The sequence below is a fragment of the Rheinheimera sp. NSM genome (assembly GCF_052380015.1).
Classification (GTDB): domain Bacteria; phylum Pseudomonadota; class Gammaproteobacteria; order Enterobacterales; family Alteromonadaceae; genus Alishewanella.
Genome location: NZ_JBQTCI010000001.1, coordinates 1,101,833 through 1,126,355 on the forward strand (window position 1 = coordinate 1,101,833; position 24,523 = coordinate 1,126,355).

Below are 24,523 nucleotides of genomic sequence, written 5' to 3' on the forward strand. Positions count from 1 at the left end.
TAGTTTGCTAATCAAGCACTTTTATAATAAGTATCTGTTTTCATTATTTTATTCTATACTGGTATAGCCATTGCATTAACCTTATTGGCATATGGCAGCATTTTGCTGCTTTCATCGTGTTAACCAAGGAGACATATTATGGCTACTTCTCAGAGTTCAACCAGTCAGACTAACAGTACAGCCAACGGCGGGTTAAATTCGCCGGTAACAGCGAAAGCCAGCGAAGCCGCACACCATGCTGTGGATGCCATGGCGGAAAAAGCCGCGACAGCAGAAGATACACTGCGCAAAACCGCTGCCAGCTCGCAAGAAACTCTGGCACACAAGCAGGAAGAAATTAAGCAGCAGCTGCAAAGTACCTACAGCAAAAGTCGTGAATTTGCCGCACAAAACCCGCTGGCGGCAGCCGGTATTGCCTTTGCTGCCGGTATCCTGGTCAGCACCTTATTGCGTCGCCGTTAAGGCTGTTGTATGCAAAATAGGGAAGGAGCTGAAGCCGCTGCTGAGCCACAAACAGCTCAGCAGCAAACTACTGCAAAAAAGCCGATGGCAGAGCAAGCGCTGGACCAGCTGTCAGAGCTGGCAGCGCTAAGCTGGTCTGTATCTGAGCATTACACTGAACAGCTTAAACTTACCGGACAAACTGCTAAAGCAGAATGGCAACTTACCGGCCGCAGCTTAACCGTAGCCGCTGCCCTGGTGGTAAGTTTTGGTGCCGGGCTTATTTTGCTCTGGGGCAGTATTTTGCTGCTACTGGGCTATTTGCTGTTTCAGGCAACCGGCTCGGTGATTATTGCAGCTATAGCCATCTTGCTATTACAGTCGGCACTGCTGCTGTGGTGTTGGCGCAGTTTGGGCCATGTGTTGTCACAGGTTGGCTTTAGTGAAACCTGGCAGCAATTACGCCGCGTGCTGTTTGCCAAAGAGTCGCCAGCTAAACAAAAGAATCACGGAGACAATCATGCTGATAGATAAATTATTGCGCCGGCAACGGCTGCAAGTAGCACAATTGGCAGAGCAGGGGCGGCAGCGGCAAAAACTGTTACAGGCAGAAACCTGGTTACTGCGCCAGCGTGTCGGCGCTTTTATCGGCTCTGCGCCTGGTTTAATGCTCAGCTTCAGCGCCGGTGTGGTGTTTCAAATGCGGCATAACACTACCGTGAAAACCTTGCGTACTATGGTTGGGCTGCGCTGGTTAAGGTGGGTATTTTAACCGGCGTTTAGCCCTGTTGCTGTGGCGCGTTCAGCGCCGTTCCTCCGCTTTATCCTCATAGTTAGTCTGCATTCCCACTATTGCTATCGTCATTGTTATTGCCTTTATCTCATATAACCATTTGAAATTAATCAGTTTATTTTACGCGCACATTTATCTTCGCAGATAACTTGCTTTTATACTGTGCGGCGCCTAGTATGTTGCTGTGTGTTGCACAGTATGCGGTGCACAGTATAGGAAGCAAAGGTTATGACAACTGCACAACTGGATAAAATGCGTTTAGAGCTGCGCCGTGGCGTGCTGGTGCTGGCAGTGCTGGCATCATTAAAGCAGCCGCATTACGGCTATTCACTGCGCAAACAACTGCAGGACGGTGGCATCGATATCGATGAAGGCACCCTGTACCCGTTGATCCGGCGTTTAGCCGAGCAAGGGTTACTCGACAGCGAATGGCAGCAGGGCGAAGGTCGTGAGCGGCGCTATTACCAACTGTCAGAGCTGGGTGTAGAACTGCTTAGCCAGCTAACAGACGAATGGCAACATCTTAACAGTGCGCTTGGCAGCTTACTGGGCACTGCATCACAGGAGATTAAATAATGGAATTAGTAAAACGTTATGTTGCCGCAGTGCAGCGTGAGTTACCTGAAGAAAAACGCGATGAAATTGGCCGCGAGCTTACTGCCAATATTATGGATCAACTGGATGCGCTGGCAGAGCAACAGGGCGCATTAACGCAAGCGGATATTGCCGCCGTACTGAAGCTGATGGGCCATCCGCGCACGGTAGCCCGGCAATTTGTGCCGGTGCAGCCGCTGATTAATGCCAGCTATATGCCTTTGTATAAAAACACCTTATTTATGGTGCTGGGTGTTTTATTTGTATTGCATATGGTTGACGTAACTACGGGGTGGTTAAGCACTGCAGACATGGGCCTGATCAGTTATGTGTTAGTTCTGTTGGGTGGTTTTATTGATGAAGCTTGTTTTGGTTTTACCTCTATTACGCTGGCGTTTTGGTTGATGTCGCGCCAACAGCCAGCGGCCAATACCAATTGTAGCGCAAACTGGCAGCCGGAAAATTTGCCGCTTGCCGGGCCGGGCTGGCAACATATAGCGCTGCAGGATATTTTTACCGATTTAGCCAGCTACATTTTTCTCCTGGTGGTTATTTGGTACCCACTGTGGCAATCGGCAGAGCAGCTGGCGCAGGGCAGCTTATTCCTCAGCAGTAATGCCAGGTTGATCCTGCAATACAGCACGCCGCTTATTGTATTGGGTATAGTGCATTCATTATGGCAATTACAACAGCGGCTGTGGAGTCGTAGCATGCTGGCTACGCATGTGCTGCTCAATGCTGCTATTGCCGCTATAGCGCTATATCTGGCCAGTAGCTCGCCACTGCTACAGCTTACTGCAGAGCGCTGGTATGGTGTGTTTAACTTACAGCAATTAGAGCGTAGTGCTATGATAACTTTAGTGATTATTGCACTGTTTCCAGCTTGGGAAGCGCTGCGCGATACATTGCGCCTACGCAAACTGCGCTAAAACGCAGCACACTGTTACGACGTACTAAGCCGCCTGATTGCTGCAGGCGGCTGGAGCGGGTGGCGGGAATCGAACCCGTGTCTAAAGCTTGGGAAGCTTTCGTTCTACCATTGAACTACACCCGCAGTGTTGAACCGCGCAGACAAGAGCCGCTAAATTAAAGCGCGCCTCTGCGTCTGTCAATGGCTAAGCGCGGTTCGATGCAGGTATTTTTACCGTTCGCTATGGTTTGATAAATTCCTGTTTCGGCCTGAAAAAAGCACTTTTACAGGCCCTTTAATTGCTCTGTTAAGCGATCTATCTCAACGTCTATAGCCCGAACATCAGTGTCGTACTGGGCGGCTACAGCGGCCATTTCTTCAGACAGGCTTTCGTTCCTGGCTGAGCCGGCAAGGTTATTGGCGGAATAGCGTTTTGCGTATTTCAGCTGTTCCATCTTATTATCGCGCTCTGTCAGCTTGCCGGCCTTATCAGATTTAAGCCGGTTAATGGTGATACGCATATCACGCTTTTTTACCGATTCGCTTAGTCTGTTCAGGGTTGCGGCTGCTTCTGCAGAGGCCAGGCTTGCAGTTTGCTGTTGTAATGCTGCAGTTTCTTCTCTTGTATAATCAGTAACCTGAACATCTTCACTGCAGGGAATTTGGCTGTAAGTGACTACCCCGTTTTTCTCACATTTGTAGACGTTAGCTGATGCGAAAAGCGGAAGCAGCAGTAGCAGAGTTAATAACGTTTTCATTTGAAGACCTCTATATTCCTGTTACGGGTAATAATAGATAATCGCAGACTAAATTGCATGCCAAATTTTTATTTGCCGTAAAGCAGATAGGTTATACTCGGGGCAATTATGTGCCACCGGGCGGAAAACCTTATATGCGTTTTACACTAAGTACACTGTTGATTTTGCTGCCTTGCATGGCAATGGCCACGCCGCAATTCAGCCAGTCTGAATGTCAGACGTTGAATGCCCAGCGGCTTGAGGTGCGTAAGCAGTTGCGCCAACCCTATAACGGCGGCCATGGCCAACAGTTGCAAAAACGCCTAAAAGAGTTGGAGCAATTACTGAAACAGCATTGCCGGCAGCCGGTTAAAGATCCACCTGCAGTACCGGTACAGCCACCTGTTCCGGCTCCGGTTCAGCCGGCTCCTGCAGCTGCTCAGCTGCAGCAGGGGTTACCGTAAAGCGGACCAGGCCGATTAGCTGTTCTGACTCTGTTACCACTTTTACCTGCCATTTGCCCACAGCGTTGGCCGGGAAATTTTGTTTACGGCTCCAGGCGCGATAGCCGCTGGCACGGCCGCCGCTGATATCCAGCTTTATCCGATCTACCTCTTTGCCGTTGTGCAACCAGACATGAAAAATATGCTCGTGCAAGCCACGCGGTGCCTTTACGGCAGTAAAGCTGAATAAGCCCAAATGATGCAAGGCGCTTTCGTCCAGTTGGTGAATGCTGCGGCCGGGTTTACGTTGTTCGTAATCGACATCGTGCGACAGCGTGATAGCGTTAAGACGCAGCGCTGCCGGTGGCACCCAGCTACGCAACTGCCATAAGCCGGCACTGAGCGCACTGAGCAACAATAACAGCAGCGGTACCCGCCACCAGCGGCCACCGGGTAACAAGGCCCCTAATGCCGGCAGGCTTAGCAGCACTGCCATGGCCAGCGCGGCGGCCAGGCTTTGGCTGGTAGTAAGCTGTAGTAGCACCGGTAAGATAATGAGCAGCACCACAAATAAAGCAAAGGCATGGAACACCACAAACAGCGTGCGCTGTGGGGCCAGCTTTCTGAAGTACAACGGGTCGACCACGGACACCAGCGCGCAAAGGATCAGCAGCGCGGTAAAAACGGCCTGGCCGTGCTGCCAACTGGTAACGGCCAGAAAAAACGGTAAGGCAAAAAACAGACTTTCCTGATGTACCATTTGCAGTGCAAAACGCAGAAAATTAGGCGATATGGCGATACCAAAACGTTGTTCTACCCGCTCGCGCAGCCAGTTATCCAGCAGCAACCATAACCAGCTGAGTAATAAAAACACGGCTATCAGCTGCGCCAGTGCTTCTTTGCGCTCAACCAGAATATAACTGGCCACGCCGCTGGCGAAGGCTGCCAGCGCCAGCAAGCCGGGCCAGCGCTGCATAAATTCAATGGTTTTGTGCATCAGGTTTACAGGCGATATCATGGCGGCAACGGCTCCATACTGCCCGCAGGAGGGGCCTAAGTACAACTCAGCTTATGCGCGATAGCATAAGCTGTTTTGCGTGGCGATTACAGCACTGATTAGGCTGGCGGGCTAATTGGCCCTGCGTTACCTGCTGGCGCAGAGCTGTTGTTTACGGCTGGTTAATTAAGCCTCTGGCGGCCATTAACTGCGCGATTTCGGTCACGCTGGCCGGGTCGTCGATGGTAGAGGGTACGCTGTATTGCGCCGCATCGGCTATTTGCCGCAGCAACTTGCGCAGGATTTTACCGGAGCGGGTTTTTGGCAAGCGCTTGACGATAATGGCTTTTTTAAAACAGGCCAGGGCGCCGATTTCCTCACGCACCATCGCCACCAACTCGGCTTCCAGGATGGTTTCATCCACCGTAATGCCGTTTTTAATCAGTAGCAGCGCCAACGGTTGCTGGCCTTTTATCGGCTCGTGAATACCAATAACACAGCATTCTGCTACAGCCGGGTGATTGGCCACAATTTGCTCCATTTCGCCGGTGGATAACCGGTGCCCGGCCACATTAATCACATCATCAGTGCGGCCCATCACAAACAAATAGCCGTCATCATCGATATAGCCGCCATCGCCACTGGCGTAGTAACCATCAAAAGTATCCAGGTAACCGGCGATAAAGCGCTCATCATTACCCCAAATAGTGGTTAGGCAGCCCGGTGGCAGTGGCAGTTTAAGCGCTATATAGCCCTGTTCATTGGCGCGCAGCACCTTGCCGCTGTCATCGAGGATCTGCACATTAAAGCCCGGTACCGGTACGGTTGAAGAGCCGGGTTTGGCGCTCAGTAATTCAAGCCCTGCCGGGTTGGCGGCAATGGGCCAGCCGGTTTCGGTTTGCCACCAGTGATCAATCACCGGTTTACCCAGCTTTTGATGCACCCACTGATAGGTAGCCGGGTCTAAGCGTTCACCGGCGACAAAAATGGCACGCAGCGCCGATAAATCGTACTGTTGCAGCTGCGCCTGCGGGTCTTCTTTGCGGATAGCGCGGAACGCTGTGGGCGCGGCAAACAAAATATTCACCTTATATTGCGCACAGACCCGCCAAAACGCGCCGGCGTCGGGTGTAAATACCGGTTTGCCTTCGTACAATACGCTGGTGCAGCCGGCAATCAGCGGGCCATACACTATGTAAGAGTGGCCCACTACCCAGCCAACATCAGATGCGGCCCAAAATACATCACCCGGTTTGGCGTTGTATACCGCCTGCATGCTGTAATTCAGTGCTACGGCGTGGCCGCCGTTGTCACGTACCACGCCCTTGGGTTTGCCGGTAGTGCCGGAGGTATAGAGAATATACAGTGGATCGGTGGCTTTTACCGGCACGCAGGGCGCACTTTCGGCTTTGGCCATGGCCTGCTGCCAGTCCAGATCGCGGCCGCTTTGCATGGTTGCCTGCAACTGCGGCCGCTGATAAATAACGCAGTAATCCGGTTTATGTTGCGCTTTAACGATAGCGTCATCTAACAGTGGCTTATAGGCAATAAGTTTGCTGATTTCAATGCCGCAAGAGGCACTGACTACTACTTTGGGTTGGGCATCGTCAATGCGCAGCGCCAGCTCGTGCGCGGAAAAGCCACCAAATACTACCGAATGCACCGCACCCAAGCGTGCCACCGCCAGCATGGCAATGGCGGCTTGCGGGATCATCGGCATATAAATGACCACCCGGTCACCTTTGCCAACGCCCAGTGCTTTGAGCACCCCGGCAAAGCCGGCGACCTGGTCGCGCAGCTCGCGGTAGGAAAACTGCTGTTGGGTGTTGGTTACCGGAGAGTCGTAAATCAGCGCGGTTTGCTCACCACGGCCTTGTTCGATGTGGCTATCAAGCGCCAGATAAGCGGTATTCAGTACACCGTCGCTAAACCACTGGTAATGCTGTGCATCCACTTGCTGTAATATCTGATGCGGTGTTTTATACCAGTTTAGTTTGGCGGCCTGTTGCTGCCAGAATTGCTCAGGCGTGGTAATAGCACGCTGATATTCTGCCTGATAGGGGCTGTGAGACGTCGTTGTCATGCTTGCATCCTCGCGTCGGTAAGTGTTTACCACAATGGCATTACTGTAGCTAAAATTTGCTGTTAACGAACTTAGACTTAAGGCTAAGCCAGCGAACTTGTATCAGCGCGCTGCTTATGGTCTGATCGCGGTATTAACGTAGCAACTTACAGCGACAGCATGGCAATTCAGATTTCAAGCAACGTGATCCTTAATGACAACGAGTTGGAATGGCAGTTTATCCGCTCCAGTGGTGCCGGTGGCCAGCATGTGAATAAGGTGTCTACTGCGGCGCAGCTGATTTTTGCTATTAATGCATCCAGCTTGCCGCAGTTTTATAAAGATAAGCTGCTGGCAAAATCAGATCATCGTATTACGCAAAGCGGCAAAATTATTATTAAATGTCAGCAAAGCCGTAGTCAGGAGATGAACCGCGAGCAGGCGCTGGCGCAGTTTATTGAGCTGGTGCAATCGGCCGCCAGGGTGGCAAAAAAGCGGGTGGCGACCAAAGCAACTTATGGCAGCCAACAGCGGCGGCTGGAACATAAAAAACAGCGCGGTGCTACTAAGGCATTACGCCAGGGGAAGCCTACTGTGTAGGTTGCCTGGATCTTCGTAGCGAGAGTCGGCTTGCCCTAAGCGAACCGTTGAAGGCATGGATGCTGACAAATTCGCCTGGAGCGAATTTGAACAGCTGTGCTGGTCCGCAGGATGAACTTCATGGATGAAGTTCATAATCGAGCCTACAGGGAAGTATTCACGGCGTGTTTGCGTGGGCAAGACGACTCGACCCACGCCGCAGTAAGTCAGATTAAGCGATCACAATGCCCGTGCGCGGATGCTTTTACCTTTAATCTTGCCCTGTTGGATCAGCTGCAGCGCCAGCTTTACCGCGCTGCGTTTTACCGCAATAAAACTCCAGATATCGTGCAGCTGAATTTTACCTAAGTCATCATTGCTTAGCTGCTTGCTGGCGGTGAGCGCGCCGACAATATCGCCGGCACGGATCTTATGCTTTTTACCACCATCCAGTTGCAGGGTAGCCATTAACGGCTTAGCCGGCTTTAACGTGGCAATGTCCACTGCCGGCAGTTCGGCAGCATCAATTTTAATACCTAAGCCATCTTCCAGCGGAATAAGTTTACCGGCATCACTGGCGGTAAATAAACTCAGCGCTATGCCGCTTTGACCGGCACGGCCGGTGCGGCCAATGCGGTGGGTATGGGTATCGGCATCGTGCGCCAGCTGGTAGTTAAATACTGCATCAACACTGCTGATATCCAGGCCGCGGGCAGCGACGTCGGTCGCCACTAAAATACAGGCGCTGCCGTTGGCAAATTGCACCAGGGTTTGGTCGCGATCTTTTTGCTCCATATCACCGTGCAGTGCCAGTACGCTAAAGCCAAAGCTGTGCAGCGCATCGGCTACGTCCTGGGTTTCGCGCTTGGTATTGCAAAATACCATGCTGCTTTGGCCCTGATACTGCAGCAGCAATACCCGTAAGGCCTCTAACCTGGCGTGGTTATCGCTGACCTGAAAAAACTGCTGCCGGATGCTGCTGGTGTTGTGTTGCTCTGCAACGGTTACCTGCACCGGATCTTTTAGCAAGCGCTCGCTTAGCTTAGCGATGGCAGTGGGGTAGGTGGCGCTGAATAACAGTGTCTGCCGGGCGGTCGGCGCTTTGGCTATCACGGCGTCTAAATCAGCTTGAAAGCCCATCTCCAGCATGCGGTCGGCTTCGTCCAGTACTAAGGTGGTTAAATCGTCCAGCCGCAAACGGTCTTTATCTAAGTGGTCAATAACCCGGCCCGGCGTGCCGACAATAATATGCGCGCCGTGCTCCAGCGAGCCGATTTGCGGGCCAATGGGTACACCGCCGCACAGAGTAAGAATTTTAATATTATGAATGCTGCGGGCTAACTTGCGCAGCTCGCCGGCAACCTGATCGGCCAGCTCACGCGTGGGGCACAGCACCAGGGCTTGCACGCGAAAATACTTGACGTCTAATTTGGCCAACAGGCCCAAACCAAAGGCGGCAGTTTTGCCGGAGCCGGTTTTGGCCTGGCCGATAACATCTTTGCCGGCCAAAATCGCCGGCAAAGCCTGTGCCTGGATCTCTGTCATGCTGCTGTAGCCTAAATCGTTCAGGTTACTGACTAAAGCGTCTGGTAAATTCAGGCTGGAAAACGAGGTGTTGCTCATGCTGCGGCTCCGCAAAAGATAAAACTGCGGGCCTTGGCCTGCAAAAGGGGCGGCATTGTAGCAGAACGGCGTGGCTTTGCATCCGTTGATGCTGAAATTTTCAGCAAGGCAGCCATTGTTACAGCTCTGTTTTATATTGGATGTAAGCCATAAGTGTGGGCGGAACCGCTTCACCATTAGCTAACCGTTGAAGCCCCGGACGGGCTGAGACGAGCCCCCAGGGATGGGTTCACGGCGTGTTAGCGTTGGTGAACCGGTTCCGCTTTGCCACTGCATACGGGCTAGGCTTTTGGCATTAAATCCAATAGGGCGATAACGGTGGCTTCCACGCCTTTGGTCACAGCTGGCTCGGGGCTTATTTTAAACAACGGGCTGTGATGGCTGGGTACTGCCGGGCCTCCGGCTTTCTCGGCCGCAAAAGCGTGTGCCGGGGTGCCGCCTACAGCAAAGTAGGTACTGGGGATATACGGCTTGGTGGTAAAAAACGGGAAGTCTTCCGCGCCCATACCCAGGCGTTTGTAGTTCTCATCAAACACCGGCTGGCCCATATTGGCGGCCCAGGCCTTTTTCAGCCGTTGTGTCAGTGGAATATCATTCACTGTCGGCGGAGTGGGTTCATCGGTAATGCGTACTTCGGGTAGTTTATCTTCCGGTAAACCGGCAGCGCGGCCAAGGTTTTCTGCCACCCGCTTAATAGCCGCGATTAAATATTCCCGCGTTTCCCAACTGTCGTTACGCACGGTAAGCTGTAAATGGGCTTTGTCAGAAATAATATTGTGCTTGGTGCCGCTGTGAAAGGCGCCAACGGTAATCAGCGCCGGCTCTTTCGGTGCTATTTCGCGGCTGACAATGGTTTGCAGCGCCATGACAATTTGTGCGCCCAGCACTATTGGGTCTTTACCGCGGTGCGGGCTGGCGCCATGGGCACCAACGCCATGTACAATAATATCGACGCTGTCGACACCGGAGTAGGGCGAGCCTTCTACTGCAACAATTTTGCCGGCTTCAATTTCGGATGACACATGAAACGCCAGCGCATAATCCGGCTGACCAAAACGGCCCCAGATATTATCCTCCATCATGCCTTTAGCGCCGCCGACGCGTTCCTCGGCCGGCTGACCTACCAGCATAAGAGTGCCGGACCATTGCTCTTTCATCGCCGCCATACGCCGCGCGGTACCCACCAGGCTGGTAATATGTACATCGTGGCCACAGGCATGCATTACATGCACGTCATTGCCATCCCAGTCGGTTTGTTTTGCTTTGGACGCATAAGCCAGGCCGGATTTTTCCTCTACCGGCAGGCCGTCCATATCGGCGCGCATCATTACCAGCGGGCCTGGGCCGTTTTTCAGCATCGCCACTACACCGGTTTTGCCTACACCTTCGGTAACGTCAAAGCCGGCAGCGCGCAGCTCTTTCGCCAGACGTTTCGCGGTTTGGGTTTCCATATGTGACAATTCAGGGTTTTGGTGAAAATGCTTAAATAACGGCGCTAAATGTTGTTGGTAATCTTGCTGGATCGCACTGGTTAAATCGGCGGCGGCTAAAGCAGTAAAACTGCTCAGGCTGAGTAAGCTGGCCAGAAGGGTTTTTTTCATTGTTATGCTGCCATCAGGTTGCTGTGTAAAGTTTAAGCTAACCTGATACGTGCGAAAAAACCAGCCTTTGCGCCCGGCAGCATAGGCGGTGGGTTAACCGGTTTTGCCGCTTTCGGTTTTATTTTCCAGGGTTTTGGCCGGTTGTTCTTTGTCTTCTTTTGGCAGGCTGACAACATGCTCAGACGAGGTAGGCAGGGTTTTACCCAGGAAGCTGCCACCGCGCTCTATGCTTAAGTCATCACAGTGAATAATGCCGTGTGCTTTGCCTTGCGGCAAAATTTCCACGTTGTTAGCGTAGCATTCACCGTCAAACAAGCCGTTAATAATCACTTTGTCGGCAGTAACTTCGCCTTTAATGCGGCCTGAGGCACTGATAATCAGTGTTTTGTCGCTGACAATTTTGCCCTCAACGTAACCATCGACCTGCATATCGCAGCTTAGTCGGAGGTTGCCGTTAATTGAGCATCCTTGTGCGATGACAGTTGTAATTGTGTGCTTGCCTTGGTTTCCAGCATGCTTACTAAAGAGTCCCATTTAATGCTCCTTTCCTTTTCAAACACCAGATCGAAGTTAGTCGCATCCCAATCCATAAAACTTTGCGGATTAAGTGCCCGATCAAGGAAATGTACTTCGTAGTGTAAATGTGGTGCGGTTGATAAACCGGTATTGCCGGAGGTGGCAATTAGTTCGCCTTTATGGACAAAATGGCCACTTTTCACCTTGAATTCATCTAAATGCGCGTACAAGGTAGAAAACCCAAAGGCATGGCGGATCTTAAGTAAATTGCCGTAACCTGATTTGCTTGGCCGTATTACTTCAATAACACCGTCGGCCGGGGCATAAATGGGCGTGCCGCGGTTAGCCGATAAATCAACGCCTTTGTGATGCTGTTGTTTACCGACAATAGGATGGCTACGCAAACCAAACCGCGACGAGCGGCGGTTAAAGTCCAGCGGCGAGCCATTTGGCACCAGCTGTAACATAGCCTGACGGGCAGACGAGTTCACCGAAGCGGTATCGAGCCGGTTTTCCAAATTTTGTGGGTATTGCTGCTCCAACCCCAGTGCCAGTTCAATTTCACCAACACGGTTAATCACCTGCAGCATTTCGTCTTGCTTAACGCCAAGCTCCTGCTCCAGTTGCAGTTTGCTGCTGGTCAGGCCGGCAATTTCGGCGCGCAGGCTGTTAGCATGTTGCGACAACTGTGAGCGTTCATGCTGGCTTTTCTCTACGCTTCGCAGCAAATAGTCGATAACAGCAGCGGTGATTAACAGGCCAAACAGCGTTAACCACATGGCGATCACGGCATTACGTTTGAACAGCTTACTGACATTAAAATGGCGGGTACCATTGATTGTCGAGACGGAAATGATAATACGATCTTTCATTCGGGCCGGGTACGCTCAATGGTTGGCAATTAAATAAGAGGGTAAAAATAGGGGGCTTTGGCGTTGGTGTCAAGAATTTACTGCCACTGCTAACAGGGTGTTACCACCTGGCAAAATGATCTTCGGCCAGCCCGGGCACTTGATCCAAAATCAGTTTTTCACCATTTTGCAGCACTATGCTGCCGGAAAAAAAGCCACAGTACTGGCGAAAATTACTGGCTAATATACCCAGATTCAGCCGCTCGCGCCGGCATTGTTGCGGCGTAAATTGCAGGCAAACCTGTTGATCGGCACTGCTGAACAGCCAGGGCTGCGCCGGTTGTTGCCGGTTTAAGCCGACGCTGACCGGCGGTAATAATTGCAGGCGGCCATTTAACCACAGGCAATTTTCCGTGGCGCCGGTCTCGTTTACACCGTTGGCCAGATTCAGGCCAAAACGGCCCTGTGGCAAGGTTGCGCTAATGCTGCCCCAGCGCCAACTGGTTTCACGGCGCATATAGCCGGCGGAGAAATCATAGCCGGCCAGCGCCTTGGTTAAATCCAGCTCAGTACCACGGTAACGCAGTGTGCCACTGAGGGCTAAAGCATTATGTTTTTGGGTATAGGTCCAGCCGTTGTAGCCGGTGGGCGTACACAAGGCTAACGGTTGGGCGTTTGTGCCGCCATGCAGCATAAGGTTGCCGCTTAGCAGCTCGCCCTCCGGTGTTAACTGCCAGTCGTAGCCCTTTGGTGTCAGGCAAATATGTTGTTTGCCGCTAATGCGCGCGCTGCCGGCTACCGGTGAGCTGCTCATCTGTACGCCAAGGCTGAACGGTTTTAACAGGCTGATTTCATCCAATTGCTGCGTACTGCGCTGGTAGAAGTAGCAAAACGCACTGGCGGCATAGCGGATATCCGCAATGGCTATACCAATCTGCCAATCGGCATGGCTGATACTGACAAACTGAAACTGTTTATAGTGCAGATATTTCGCCAGCGCAGAGGCGGGCTTATCCATCACGTTGTAATAGGTAAATTGTGGCAGGTTAAACTGTGTGACCGGGCTGGCAAAATAGCCAAAGCGTGGCAAGCCATCGGCGCCAAGCAGGTTGTTGTCGGGTAAGGCAGATTGCATCAGGCAGAGTAAGGCCGGCCTGCACAGGCCGGCACTTGTTCACAACAGTTTAGTGGCCGGCATGGCCGTCAATGCCATGCACATGGCCGTGCGCCAGCTCTTCTTCGGTGGCGTCGCGTACCAGGATAACTTCAACATCAAAGCTAAGATCAATACCGGACAACGGATGGTTACCATCTACCACCACTTCTTCGTCTGTTACTTCCAGCACGATAACGGACTGCTCGCGGCCATCAGGGCCGGCCGCGCGAAAGCGCATACCTACGGCTACGTCCATGCCTTCAAACATCGATTTTGGTACCGCTTGCGTCAGCGCATCATGACGCTCGCCATAGGCTTCGGCGGCAGCAATATCGGCTTTAAACTTATCGCCGCTGCTTTTGCCGGCTAAGGCTTGTTCCAAACCCGGAATTAATGAACCGTGGCCAAATAAGAAGACTAAAGGCTCGCCGCCCACGGAAGTATCCAGTTCGTTACCTTGTTGGTCGGTAACGGTGTAGTGCATGGCGACAACTTTGTCCTGAGAAATGGTCATGAAAACCTCTTTAATTAATCGAATAAGGTAACGGCAATAAGCTAAGTGCCGGTGCACTGTCGCTGCTAAGCCGTAACGAGTCTGCCGGTGTTGTGTCGTTGGGTAATACAGCAATTAACCATAAGTGGTTATTAATATTCGCTGCATTGACAACCTGGCCGCTCCGGCGCCAGTTCTCACCTAATTGTACTTCTATATCAGTTCCGGCCGCGGGTAACTCGTCTGTCTGCGCCGTTAAAATATAGGCTGCTCTTTTGTTGCCACCGCGGTATTTCAACCTGGCGACCGTTTCCTGGCCGATATAACAGCCCTTGGTAAAGCTGATAGCATCGAGCGCTTGTAAGTTAAGCATTTGTGGCACAAAGGCGCCAATTAATGTCTGCTCCAGATAACTGAAACCGTGTTGAATATGCTGTGCCAACCATAGCGTTGGCGCGGCAAACGGCAATTTTTGCTGCATTAATTGCTGCGCATCCGCTTGCGCCATTAATAACATAAAATGGTCGCTGGCTAAACCAAGCAGCATAGCATGGGGCTGGCGGCTTACTGCGCCAGGCGCCGGCAAACTGAAACCCAGTTGGCTAATCAATTGTGCACAGTTGCTGCCACCGATACCGAATACCGCATAGCGCTGTTGGCCGGATTCAAAACTGACTTTAGAAAACACACCAAACTTTTTCCACTGCGCCGCCGAGGCGTTCAGCTCGTCGCGAAACGCCAACACAACCAGCTGTTCGCCATCGCTGACTAAATGAAACTGCGACCACATTTTACCTTTGGCATCACAATGTGCACCACGCAAAAAGTTATCTGTGCCCAGTAGATCCAGGTCGCAGGTGGTTTGGCCCTGCAGATATTTGCGGTTGTCAGCACCGCTGACTAACAAGGTTTCAAATGCCGGCAGGGGGGCAATAAAAGCGCCCTGAACCTGAGTGGATAATTGCGCGTATTGTTCTGCGGTTAACCAGGATGTTTGCATAATAAGGTAGTGTGTCGCTGCGCTGACCATGAATGTTGCTATCATTGGGGGAAAGCGGCAAAAGCTCAACCCCGCAGGCGGAAATTTGTTAGAATCAGCGCTGAATCGACCCGGAGTAACCGGTAAATTAAGGTAACTATGACAGAATTAATGATAAAACCGCGCTTACGCTGGGCCTGCCGGCGTGGCATGTTAGAGCTGGATATATTACTGGCGCCCTTTGTTGAACAAGGCTACGACGCACTTAGCCTGCAGCAAAAGCAGGATTTTGAACGTTTACTGGCATGTGACGACCCCGATTTATTCTCCTGGTTTATGGGCCATGCCAAATCTGCCGATCCGGCGTTACAGGCACTGGTACAGCTGATTCTGGACCGTGTCCGCGTATAATATTGCGCTTAAGCCGTCGCGCTATTGCCGGCAAGGTCTAGTGATATTGGCGCTTATGCCGGCATTCGTGTTGGCACTCACACCAATGCCACTGCTGTGGTGGTTTGGTGTTGCGCCCTTGTTGGCAGGGTTTTATTGGCTGTGTTATGGCCAGTGGCAAGCATTGCAGCAAAGTGCTGCCCTTGCGCTGCAGGCAGACGGGCAATTGCGCTGGTTTGGTACAGCGCTGCCGCCCGGTAAGCTCAGCGATGCCGGCTTAATCAGCCAGCATGCCATTCGCTTGTGTTGGCGTGGTGAAACCGATAAACGCCATTATCAGCGCTGGATTTTTGCCGACCAATGCCCCGAAGCCGATTTCAGGGCCCTGGCACGGGTAATTAATCAGCGCAATTGGCAATCTGCAGCGGCTGATACCTCTCCTGGCGCCTGACGCTGCCTAAGGCGTAAGCACTGTTGGAGTGCTGTCCGGTGCTGATTCGGGATAATCCAGATTATAATGCAGGCCGCGGCTTTCTTTACGCTGCATGGCACAACGGATAATCAGCTCAGACACCTGCACCAGATTACGCAACTCCAGCAAATGGTGGCTGACGCGGAAATGACTGTAATATTCGTGAATTTCGCGCTGTAGTAACTCCACCCGGTGCAGCGCACGCTCCAGCCGTTTGTTGGTACGCACTATGCCAACGTAATCCCACATAAACAGCCGCAATTCGTGCCAGTTATGCGTAATAACCACTTCCTCGTCTGAGTCACTGACCCGGCTGTCATCCCACGGCGGTAACAACGGCAGCTCACTGGACGGGTCCAGCTGCGCGAGGATATGTTTGGCGGCGGCCTGAGCAAATACCACACACTCCAGCAAGGAGTTACTGGCCATACGGTTTGCGCCATGCAGGCCGGTATAGGCAACTTCACCTATTGCATATAAGTTGCTGATATCGGTTTGGCCGTTCAGATTGGTCATTACACCGCCGCAGGTATAGTGCGCGGCCGGCACCACCGGAATGGGCTGGCGGGTAATATCGATGCCGACACTTAAACATTTGGCATAAATCGTCGGGAAGTGCTCAATAATAAAATCTTTTGCCTTGTGGCTGATATCCAGGTACACGCAGTTGGCACCCAGGCGCTTCATTTCATAATCGATAGCCCTGGCGACAATATCGCGCGGGGCCAATTCGGCGCGCTCGTCAAAATCCGGCATAAAGCGACTGCCGTCCGGCCGCTTTAAATATGCACCTTCACCGCGCATAGCTTCGGTGATGAGGAAATTCGGCGCATCCGGATGATACAAACTGGTGGGATGGAACTGGTTAAATTCCATATTGGCAACGCGGCAGCCGGCGCGCCAGGCCATGGCGATGCCGTCACCGCTGGCAACATCCGGGTTGCTGGTATACAGGTACACCTTACTGGCTCCACCGGTAGCGAGCGCCACAAAGCGGGCGCGTACCAGCTCTACTTTGGCGGCATCTTTATTCCAGACATAGGCGCCGTAGCAATGCTTGGGATCTTTGCCGATTTTGCGGCCGTTGATTAAATCTATCGCGTTGTAGTTTTCCAGCAAGCGGATATTCGGGTGCGCTTTTACTTTGTCGACCAGCGTAATTTGTACCGCCTGACCAGTGGCGTCGGCGGCATGTAAAATGCGTCTGTGGCTGTGGCCGCCTTCGCGGGTCAGGTGATACTTCAGGCTGCCGTCTTCATCTTTATATTGATCAAAGGGCACGCCCTGGGCAATCAGCCACTCCATCGCGGTTTTGGCATTACCGGCAGTAAACTGCACGGCGTCTTCTTCACACAAGCCGGCGCCGGCAATCAGGGTATCGTCAACATGTGAGGCAATACTGTCGCTTTCATCGAACACCGCAGCAATGCCGCCCTGAGCATACAGGGTCGAGCCTTCGCGCAGCGGGCCTTTACTTAACACCAGCACGTTGGCACTGTCGGCCAATTGCAATGCCAGCGACAAGCCGGCGGCACCACTGCCAATAATTAAAACGTCACAGAGATATTCTTTTGCTTGCGTCATGCGATACACTTGCCGTCAGTCAATGTCGGGCTATTGTAGCTTTTTTGCCACATTTAGCAGAACTATTTCTGGCAGTTAGGGTCATACCAGCACGCTAGACCAGCGCCAGTTAGCATAACGATTAGTATTACAGGGGATCAGCTCGAACATGAGCGAGCAAGAATTGGACTGGCAGATTGTCCAGCGTGTACAACAAGGCGATAAAGCGGCGTTTAATGTATTGGTGCGAAAATATCAGCACCGTATCGCGAACTTAATTTCCCGTTATGTCTCTAACCACGGAGACGTAGCCGATGTGGCGCAGGAAGCCTTTATTAAAGCGTATCGGGCTATTCCCGGTTTTCGCGGCGAAAGTGCATTTTACACCTGGCTGTATCGGATAGCGGTAAACAGTGCAAAAAACTATCTGGTTGCTAATGGCCGTAAACCGCCGGCTACAGATGTTGATGCTGAAGACGCGGAATATTTTGACGGCAGCGATGCGTTAAAAGAACAGGACTCACCGGAAAGGCTATTGTTATCCGATGAGATTCGTAACGTGGTGTTCAGCACCATTGAAAAATTACCGGACGAGCTGCGCACTGCTATTACGCTGCGTGAACTCGAAGGGTTAAGTTATGAAGAAATTGCGGACGTAATGGCATGCCCTATCGGCACCGTCAGAAGCCGTATTTTCAGAGCGCGTGAAGCAATTGATTTGCAGCTTAAGCCGTTAATAAGCTAGCAATCAGGGCACAAACCAGTAATTAAGACAGGAAACATTATGTCGTCAGAACATCAGGATTGGCTCTCTGCTGCCAGTGACAACCAGCAACTGAGCGCGCAACAGCTCGACAGTTTGCTGCAAGATACTGAGCTGCAAAACAAGCTTGAACGATACCATACGATTGGTGCTGTGCTGCGTCGTGAGCCGCAAAGCGCGCTGAGTGTAAATTTTGCTGATGATTTTGCTGATAAACTGGCGGATGAACCGCAATACCGTTTACAGAGCAACCGTGGTTTAGTGCGCCGGATTAAATCTGGTTTAAGCTATGCGGCTAACGGCCGTTGGCTGCAACCGGTAGCGCAAGGTGCTGTCGCAGCGGGTGTTGCATTAATGGCGGTGTTTGGTATGCAGCAATATCAGCAGTCGCCACAGCAAGAGAGTTTGTCGCCGCTGCCGCTGTTGCAAACTCAACCGGTGGCCGGTTTTGCTACCCCGGTAAGTTTAAGCCAGACCACAGTGGAAGATCGTTTTGCCGAGCAAGAGCAACAAGCCATGCTGGAACAGCAAAAACGCTTACAAGCCTTGCTTAACGCCCACCGCCAGCAAGTGCGGGTAATGGAGCAGGCGCAGCAAGCCAGTCACGACACTAAAGACAATAACGGATCAGTAAACGACGGGCAATAATGATGCGATTCTCTGGCTTATGCAGTGCCATTGTACTGGTAGTAGTGTCAGGCGTGGCACAAGCCGCGCAAGAGGGTTGGGCGCTGTTTGACAAAGTGCAAAACGCTGTTAAGCAGTATAATTTCGATACTTCCTTTGTGGTACTAAAAGGCGGTAACGCCGATACCTATCGCTGGATCCATGGTGTTAAAGACCAGCAGGAAATAGAACATTTAATTCCGCTCGATACCAACGGCGTAGATATTTTACGCCGCAATGCTCTGGTGTATTACCTGCTAACCGACAAACCGGCTTTTGTTACTCACGGTAACAGTATTCCGGAGTTGCCGGCGTTATTGTTTGAAGATAAAGCCACCATTACGCAATTGTATAATGCCGTTGCCGGCAGCAGCTCAGTGATGTCCGGCCGCAGTGCACAATTACTGCGTTTAACGGCAAAAGAGGGCGGGCGGTATCATTACTGGCTGTGGCTGGATGCTGAAACCGGTTTTCCGCTACGTATTGATACCTTATCGGCACAGCAAAATGCGCTGGAGCGCTGGCTGGTTACCCATATGCAAATTTCTGCTGAATTTCCGGAAACTCTGCAAGCGGTGTTAGTGGCGGAGCTGCCTGAGCCGGCAGCAGTTACTGCTCAGGCTGTGCCGGCATCGGCACATAAACTTACCTGGTTGCCACAAGGTTACCACCAGGTAGAAGAGCCGGCCGAATTACCGCAACTGGCAAACAGCCTGTTGAGTTACTGGCTGCTGAGCGATGGCTTGCACCAGGTATCAGTATTTGTGCAAGGCAGCAACCGCTTGCCAACCCAAGCCTTTCGTGATGGCGCTACTACTATTTATGTGCAAACCGATAATCAACTGGAAATCACGGTTATCGGCCCGGTAAGCATTGAAACGGCGCGTCAGCTGGCCGCGGCGGTGCGCTGATGGTAGAAGAAATCGCGACTGTGGTCAGTGTTGATAGCGGCGGCGTGTGGTTAAGCACCACGCCGGTAGCCAGTTGCAATGCCTGTAATGTCAGTGATGATTGCGGTACCGGCATTGTGGCTAAAACTATGACACCAAGACAACAACGCTTTTTTGTTGCCACCTCACTGGCATTGCTGCCTGGTGAGCAGGTAAAAATTGGTATGCAGGAGCATAACCTTATTATGGCGGCGGTTATGGTGTATTTGCTGCCGTTATTGCTGCTGTTAGCCGGTGCTGTGCTGGCCGGTTTGGCCGGTTTAGCCGAAGGCTGGGTAATACTTGCTGCTGTGGCCGGTGTATCCGCAGGTTTTCTGTTGGCGCGCCGCTATGGCCGTTTGCAGCAAAGCACAGAGCACATCAGTATACTTGAAGTGCTGCCACAGCTTGGGCTGCAACGCCTCATCTAAACGCTTTGACTTAAATCCGGCCTGCCGGTAATCCCCGCTTTGCGATGAATAACACATAGCAAGCTGACGTGGGATAGAGTACAATTCGCGCTAATTTATCGGAATAACCCGCGTTAGCGCAGGAGGTTGTGGCTTAGCAGCTATAAGTTTTCAACCTTGCGTTACGCCTACAGTTTTGCGGACAACATGCCTAAACTTAATCACATCAGAAATTTTTCTATCATCGCCCATATCGACCATGGTAAATCAACGCTGTCTGATCGCTTAATCCAGTATTGTGGTGGTTTATCTGATCGTGAAATGCAGCAACAGGTGCTGGACTCGATGGATCTCGAGCGTGAGCGCGGTATTACCATTAAAGCGCAAAGTGTAACGCTGTATTATCCGGCTGACGATGGCAATACCTACCAGCTGAACTTTATCGACACGCCGGGCCACGTTGACTTTACCTATGAAGTAAGCCGTTCACTGGCTGCCTGTGAAGGGGCACTGTTAGTAGTGGATGCCGGCCAGGGCGTAGAAGCACAAACGGTAGCCAACTGCTATACCGCACTGGAAATGAATTTAGAAGTACTGCCGGTACTGAATAAAATTGATTTGCCACAGGCTGAACCGGACCGCGTAGCAGAAGAAATAGAAGACATCATCGGCATTGAAGCCATAGGGGCAGTGCAGTGTTCGGCCAAAACCGGGCTGGGCATTAAAGATGTGCTCGAAACCATTGTGAAGAAAATTCCGCCGCCGGAAGGTGAGCCGGAACAGCCCACTCAGGCACTGATTATCGATTCCTGGTTCGATGCCTACCAGGGCGTGGTATCACTGGTGCGGGTAAAACATGGCAGCATTAAAGCCAAAGACAAAATTAAAGTGATGTCGACCGGGCAGACTTATGAAGTGGATAAAGTTGGCGTGTTCAGCCCCAAAGCCACTAACACCGGCGAGTTAAAAACCGGCGAAGTAGGCTTTGTAATCGCCGGTATTAAAGAAATTAAAGGTGCGCCGGTAGGCGATACCTTAACGCTGGCAAAAAACAGTGCAGAAAAGCCACTGCCGGGTTTTAAACGTATTAAACCGCAGGTATATGCCGGGGTGTTCCCGGTGTCCAGTGACGATTACGAAGATTTTCGTGATGCGCTGGCTAAACTAAGCCTGAATGACTCATCGTTGTTTTATGAACCGGAAAACTCCGGCGCCCTGGGTTTTGGTTTCCGTATCGGTTTCCTTGGCATGCTGCACATGGAAATTATTCAGGAACGCTTAGAGCGTGAGTACGACCTGGATTTGATTACCACGGCACCGACAGTAGTATACGAAGTGCTGAAGAAAAACGGTGAAACCGTAATGGTAGACAATCCCAGTGCCTTGCCTGCCGTAAATGATATTGACGAAATTCGTGAGCCTATTGTTGAAGCGCATATCCTGGTGCCGCAAGAATATTTGGGTAACGTTATTACCCTGTGTATTGAAAAGCGCGGTGTGCAGATAAATATGAGCTACCACGGCCGTCAGGTGGCAGTGGTGTATGAGCTGCCGATGGCTGAAGTGGTAATGGACTTCTTCGACCGCTTAAAGTCGACCAGTCGCGGTTATGCCTCACTGGATTACAGCTTTAAGCGCTTCCAAACCTCGAATATGCAGCGGGTAGATATTTTGATCAACGGCGAGCGCGTTGATGCGCTGGCCATTATCAGCCATATCGACTTTGCTCAGGGCCGTGGCCGTCAACTGGCTGAGAAGCTAAAAGAGTTGATCCCACGGCAGATGTTCGACATTGCTATTCAGGCCGCTATCGGCAACCACGTTATTGCCCGTACCACCATTAAACAGATGCGTAAAAACGTGCTGGCAAAATGTTATGGCGGTGATATCAGCCGGAAGAAAAAACTGCTGCAAAAGCAGAAAGACGGTAAAAAGCGGATGAAGCAGGTAGGTAATGTGGAAGTTCCACAAGAAGCCTTCCTTGCCATTCTGAAAGTCGGTAAATAATTAAGGGATTTTCATGGCAGGTTACTTTGCAATTTTTCTGGTGCTGCTGACGCTTGCCAGCGGTTTAGTTTGGTTGCTGGATGCGTTGGTGCTGGCACCAAAACGGCAACAACGCTTGGCGCTGGCGCAGACCTCTGCCGGTGGCGACTTACCTGCCAATGTTGGTGAAGAGCTGGTAAAAGAGCCGCAACTGGTAGAAACGGCAAAGTCGATTTTCCCGGTGATAGCGCTGATCACTATCTTCCGCTCCTTTATTTATGAGCCGTTTCAGATTCCGTCCGGTTCGATGATGCCGACCTTGCTGGTGGGCGATTTTATTCTGGTCGAGAAGTTCTCCTACGATGTTAAAGACCCGGTATGGCGCAAAACGCTGTACAGCAACAATAAGCCGCAGCGCGGTGATGTGGCGGTGTTTAAATATCCCGAGCAGCCCACAGTGGACTACATTAAACGTGTTATCGGCCTGCCGGGCGACCGGATAATTTACCGCAATAAACAACTGTTTATTGAAAAAGCCTGTGATGGTGTTAATGCAGCGGCGTGCGGCAAGCTGGAAATGGTGGCGCTGCAGTTGCAAAACGAAGGTGAGTTTTATCAGGATCAGTACCCGCAGCGGCGTTATTCAGAACAGTTAGGTGATGTAGCGCACGATATTTTGCAAACTCCGGCGCGGCGTGAACATACTGAGTTTTTCTTTAAGCAACGTGGTACCGCCATTGATGAGTTTGTTGTGCCGGACGGCCACTATTTTGTGCTGGGTGATAACCGCGACAACAGCCGTGATGGTCGCTTTTGGGGCTTTGTGCCGGAGCACAACATGGTAGGCAAAGCGGTGTTTATCTGGATGAGCTTTGAATTTAATGAGGATCCAAACAGCTGGTTACCCGGCTGGATCCCAACCGGAGTGCGCTTTGACCGCCTTGGTGCTATTCACTAAGCCGGCACAGCGTTCACCGTTAAGAGACAGACATGCAAAAATCGTTAAAACCGCTGCAAGCCCGGTTGGGCTATCAGTTTCAACAAGAGGCGCTGCTGGAGCAAGCCGTTACTCATCGCAGTTGTAAAGGCCAGCACAATGAACGGCTGGAGTTTCTCGGCGATGCGGTGCTCAGCTTAGTTATCGCTGAAACCCTGTACGAACATTTCCCCAAAGCGCGCGAAGGCGATCTGACCCGGATGCGGGCGGCGCTGGTAAAGGGCGTAACCCTGGCTGAAATTGCCCAGGAGCTGCAGTTATCTGAGCACCTGCGGTTGGGGCCGGGTGAGCTGAAAAGCGGTGGCTTTCGCCGTGAATCTATTTTAGCCGACGCAGTAGAAGCCATTTTAGGCGCCATTTATCTGGATGCCGGTATGGCGGCCTGCAAAGAGCGGATTCTGCTGTGGTTTGGCTCCAGGTTGAATACCATAATGCCCGGCGAGCAGAAAGACTCAAAAACCCTGTTGCAGGAATACCTGCAGGGGCTACGCTTAGCCTTGCCGGTATATGACGTTATCGCCACTGTGGGCGAAGCGCATCAGCAAACCTTTACCGTGCGTTGTACTATCGCCGGCATGACACCTTTTACCGCCACCGGCAGTTCACGCCGCAAGGCAGAGCAGGACGCCGCTCATATGGCGCTGGAAAAAATTAAGCATGACAAGTAACGACACAACACCGACCTATGCCGCCTTAGTGGCGATAGTGGGCCGGCCCAATGTGGGTAAATCAACCTTACTGAATAAGCTGGTGGGGCAGAAGGTGAGTATCACCTCGAAGAAGCCGCAAACCACCCGCCACCGCATTGTTGGTATTGACAGCCGTGACAATTATCAAACGGTGTATGTTGATACGCCGGGCTTACATATCGAAGAAAAGCGCGCCATTAACCGATTGATGAACAAAGCCGCAGCCAGCTCGATTCTGGATGTTGAGTTTGTGTTGTTTGTGGTCGAAGGCACACGCTGGACCGATGACGATCAAATGGTGCTGAACCGCTTAATCGCGTCAAAGAAGCCGGTAATACTGGTGGTGAACAAGGTTGATTTATACCGCGATAAAGACACCTTGCTGCCGCATTTACAATGGCTTGGCAGCCAACTGAATTTTGTTGATGTGGTGCCGTTGTCGGCGGAAACCGGCGACAACGTCGAAGCGCTGCGCACTGTAGTGCAAAAGCATTTACCGCCGTGTGAATTTTTCTTTCCGGATGATTATGTTACCGACCGCTCAATGCGTTTTATGGCGGCAGAAATTGTGCGGGAAAAGTTAATGCGCTTTTTAGGCGACGAGTTGCCTTATTCGGTAACAGTAGAGATTGAGCGCTTTAAGTGGGAAGAGAAACATTACCACATAGCTGCGCTGGTACTGGTAGAGCGCGAAAGCCAAAAACGCATGGTTATCGGCAATAAAGGCGAGCGCATTAAAACCATTGCCACCGAAGCACGTATTGATATGGCCTCTATGCTGGAGCAGCCGGTATTTTTGCAGGTGTGGGTTAAAGTTAAATCGGGCTGGGCTGACGATGAACGCGCACTGCGCAGTTTAGGCTACGGCGACGATTAAGGCGGC

General features: G+C 51.7%; 27 protein-coding genes and 1 tRNA gene. 16 read left to right on the top strand and 12 right to left on the bottom strand.

Annotated elements, in window-relative coordinates; all coding sequences use genetic code 11:
* The first annotated feature begins 138 nt into the window (after positions 1-138).
* The 5 genes from ACTZWV_RS04865 to ACTZWV_RS04885 all read left to right on the top strand — a co-directional run bounded on the left by ACTZWV_RS04865 (position 139) and on the right by ACTZWV_RS04885 (position 2,757).
* Positions 139-462, top strand: coding sequence for a DUF883 domain-containing protein (locus tag ACTZWV_RS04865; RefSeq protein WP_444785456.1), 324 nt, complete (start codon positions 139-141; stop codon positions 460-462).
* A gap of 9 nt (positions 463-471) precedes the next feature.
* Positions 472-975: a hypothetical protein gene (locus ACTZWV_RS04870; RefSeq protein ID WP_444785457.1), complete on the top strand. Its 504-nt coding sequence runs from the start codon at positions 472-474 to the stop codon at positions 973-975.
* A complete protein-coding gene (locus ACTZWV_RS04875; RefSeq protein ID WP_444785458.1) occupies positions 962-1,213 on the top strand; it encodes a hypothetical protein in 252 nt (83 codons plus the stop codon). Before ACTZWV_RS04870 ends, ACTZWV_RS04875 begins: the two co-directional genes overlap by 14 nt.
* A gap of 249 nt (positions 1,214-1,462) precedes the next feature.
* Positions 1,463-1,810 (top strand): PadR family transcriptional regulator, encoded by a 348-nt coding sequence (locus tag ACTZWV_RS04880; RefSeq protein ID WP_444785459.1) that lies wholly within the window; start codon positions 1,463-1,465, stop codon positions 1,808-1,810.
* A complete protein-coding gene (locus tag ACTZWV_RS04885) occupies positions 1,810-2,757 on the top strand; it encodes an HAAS signaling domain-containing protein (RefSeq protein WP_444785460.1) in 948 nt (315 codons plus the stop codon). Before ACTZWV_RS04880 ends, ACTZWV_RS04885 begins: the two co-directional genes overlap by 1 nt.
* 51 nt (positions 2,758-2,808) lie before the next feature.
* Here ACTZWV_RS04885 and ACTZWV_RS04890 read toward each other — a convergent pair.
* From ACTZWV_RS04890 to ACTZWV_RS04905, 4 genes are all read right to left on the bottom strand, one after another.
* Positions 2,809-2,882: transfer RNA gene (locus ACTZWV_RS04890), tRNA-Gly, on the bottom strand.
* 140 nt (positions 2,883-3,022) lie between these two features.
* Positions 3,023-3,496, bottom strand: coding sequence for a DUF4124 domain-containing protein (locus tag ACTZWV_RS04895; protein WP_444785461.1), 474 nt, complete (start codon positions 3,494-3,496; stop codon positions 3,023-3,025).
* Between the two features lie 348 nt (positions 3,497-3,844).
* Positions 3,845-4,936 (bottom strand): DUF5924 family protein, encoded by a 1,092-nt coding sequence (locus ACTZWV_RS04900; protein WP_444785462.1) that lies wholly within the window; start codon positions 4,934-4,936, stop codon positions 3,845-3,847.
* 151 nt (positions 4,937-5,087) lie between these two features.
* Positions 5,088-6,998: a propionyl-CoA synthetase gene (locus ACTZWV_RS04905; protein WP_444785463.1), complete on the bottom strand. Its 1,911-nt coding sequence runs from the start codon at positions 6,996-6,998 to the stop codon at positions 5,088-5,090.
* A gap of 159 nt (positions 6,999-7,157) precedes the next feature.
* Between ACTZWV_RS04905 and arfB the strand changes: the two genes are divergently transcribed.
* Entirely contained in the window at positions 7,158-7,577 is a 420-nt protein-coding gene (arfB, locus tag ACTZWV_RS04910) for an alternative ribosome rescue aminoacyl-tRNA hydrolase ArfB (RefSeq protein WP_444785464.1), read from the top strand.
* Positions 7,578-7,796: 219 nt separating this feature from the next.
* On the opposite strand, the gene dbpA is transcribed toward arfB, so the two are convergent.
* The 7 genes from dbpA to ygfZ all read right to left on the bottom strand — a co-directional run bounded on the left by dbpA (position 7,797) and on the right by ygfZ (position 14,841).
* A complete protein-coding gene (gene dbpA, locus ACTZWV_RS04915) occupies positions 7,797-9,179 on the bottom strand; it encodes an ATP-dependent RNA helicase DbpA (protein ID WP_444785465.1) in 1,383 nt (460 codons plus the stop codon).
* A 281-nt stretch (positions 9,180-9,460) separates the two neighbouring features.
* Positions 9,461-10,780: an amidohydrolase gene (locus ACTZWV_RS04920; RefSeq protein ID WP_444785466.1), complete on the bottom strand. Its 1,320-nt coding sequence runs from the start codon at positions 10,778-10,780 to the stop codon at positions 9,461-9,463.
* 93 nt (positions 10,781-10,873) lie between these two features.
* Complete coding sequence (locus ACTZWV_RS04925) at positions 10,874-11,209, bottom strand: bactofilin family protein (protein WP_444785467.1); 336 nt, start codon at positions 11,207-11,209, stop codon at positions 10,874-10,876.
* Positions 11,210-11,217: 8 nt separating this feature from the next.
* Positions 11,218-12,168, bottom strand: a complete 951-nt coding sequence (locus ACTZWV_RS04930) for a M23 family metallopeptidase (protein ID WP_444785468.1) — start codon at positions 12,166-12,168, stop codon at positions 11,218-11,220.
* A 100-nt stretch (positions 12,169-12,268) separates the two neighbouring features.
* A complete protein-coding gene (locus tag ACTZWV_RS04935; protein ID WP_444785469.1) occupies positions 12,269-13,282 on the bottom strand; it encodes a DUF2804 domain-containing protein in 1,014 nt (337 codons plus the stop codon).
* 49 nt (positions 13,283-13,331) lie between these two features.
* On the bottom strand, positions 13,332-13,817 hold the full coding sequence (locus tag ACTZWV_RS04940) for an FKBP-type peptidyl-prolyl cis-trans isomerase (protein ID WP_444785470.1): 486 nt from the start codon (positions 13,815-13,817) through the stop codon (positions 13,332-13,334).
* Positions 13,818-13,827: 10 nt separating this feature from the next.
* On the bottom strand, positions 13,828-14,841 hold the full coding sequence (ygfZ, locus tag ACTZWV_RS04945; RefSeq protein WP_444785471.1) for a tRNA-modifying protein YgfZ: 1,014 nt from the start codon (positions 14,839-14,841) through the stop codon (positions 13,828-13,830).
* A 93-nt stretch (positions 14,842-14,934) separates the two neighbouring features.
* On the opposite strand from ygfZ, the gene ACTZWV_RS04950 reads away from it, so the two are divergent.
* Both ACTZWV_RS04950 and ACTZWV_RS04955 read left to right on the top strand, forming a co-directional pair.
* Positions 14,935-15,186, top strand: coding sequence for an FAD assembly factor SdhE (locus ACTZWV_RS04950; RefSeq protein ID WP_305552648.1), 252 nt, complete (start codon positions 14,935-14,937; stop codon positions 15,184-15,186).
* A 40-nt stretch (positions 15,187-15,226) separates the two neighbouring features.
* Positions 15,227-15,616 (top strand): protein YgfX, encoded by a 390-nt coding sequence (locus ACTZWV_RS04955; RefSeq protein WP_444785472.1) that lies wholly within the window; start codon positions 15,227-15,229, stop codon positions 15,614-15,616.
* 6 nt (positions 15,617-15,622) lie between these two features.
* Here ACTZWV_RS04955 and nadB read toward each other — a convergent pair whose 3' ends face one another.
* Positions 15,623-17,221, bottom strand: coding sequence for an L-aspartate oxidase (gene nadB, locus ACTZWV_RS04960; RefSeq protein WP_444785473.1), 1,599 nt, complete (start codon positions 17,219-17,221; stop codon positions 15,623-15,625).
* A gap of 148 nt (positions 17,222-17,369) precedes the next feature.
* On the opposite strand from nadB, the gene rpoE reads away from it, so the two are divergent.
* The 8 genes from rpoE (at position 17,370) to era (ending at position 24,517) form a co-directional block, all read left to right on the top strand.
* Positions 17,370-17,945, top strand: a complete 576-nt coding sequence (gene rpoE, locus ACTZWV_RS04965; RefSeq protein ID WP_305552650.1) for an RNA polymerase sigma factor RpoE — start codon at positions 17,370-17,372, stop codon at positions 17,943-17,945.
* A 39-nt stretch (positions 17,946-17,984) separates the two neighbouring features.
* Complete coding sequence (locus ACTZWV_RS04970; protein WP_444785474.1) at positions 17,985-18,611, top strand: sigma-E factor negative regulatory protein; 627 nt, start codon at positions 17,985-17,987, stop codon at positions 18,609-18,611.
* A complete protein-coding gene (locus ACTZWV_RS04975; RefSeq protein ID WP_444785475.1) occupies positions 18,611-19,540 on the top strand; it encodes a MucB/RseB C-terminal domain-containing protein in 930 nt (309 codons plus the stop codon). Before ACTZWV_RS04970 ends, ACTZWV_RS04975 begins: the two co-directional genes overlap by 1 nt.
* A complete protein-coding gene (locus ACTZWV_RS04980; protein WP_444785476.1) occupies positions 19,540-19,989 on the top strand; it encodes a SoxR reducing system RseC family protein in 450 nt (149 codons plus the stop codon). Before ACTZWV_RS04975 ends, ACTZWV_RS04980 begins: the two co-directional genes overlap by 1 nt.
* 186 nt (positions 19,990-20,175) lie before the next feature.
* The gene (gene lepA / locus ACTZWV_RS04985) at positions 20,176-21,975 is read left to right on the top strand and encodes a translation elongation factor 4 (RefSeq protein WP_444785477.1); all 1,800 of its coding nucleotides are present in this window, start codon (positions 20,176-20,178) and stop codon (positions 21,973-21,975) included.
* Positions 21,976-21,988: 13 nt separating this feature from the next.
* A complete protein-coding gene (lepB, locus tag ACTZWV_RS04990; RefSeq protein WP_444785478.1) occupies positions 21,989-22,912 on the top strand; it encodes a signal peptidase I in 924 nt (307 codons plus the stop codon).
* A 32-nt stretch (positions 22,913-22,944) separates the two neighbouring features.
* Entirely contained in the window at positions 22,945-23,619 is a 675-nt protein-coding gene (rnc, locus tag ACTZWV_RS04995; RefSeq protein ID WP_305552656.1) for a ribonuclease III, read from the top strand.
* Positions 23,609-24,517 carry a GTPase Era gene (era, locus tag ACTZWV_RS05000; protein WP_444785479.1) on the top strand — a complete coding sequence of 303 codons (909 nt, stop codon included), beginning with the start codon at positions 23,609-23,611 and terminating at the stop codon, positions 24,515-24,517. Before rnc ends, era begins: the two co-directional genes overlap by 11 nt.
* The last annotated feature ends 6 nt before the right edge of the window (positions 24,518-24,523 follow it).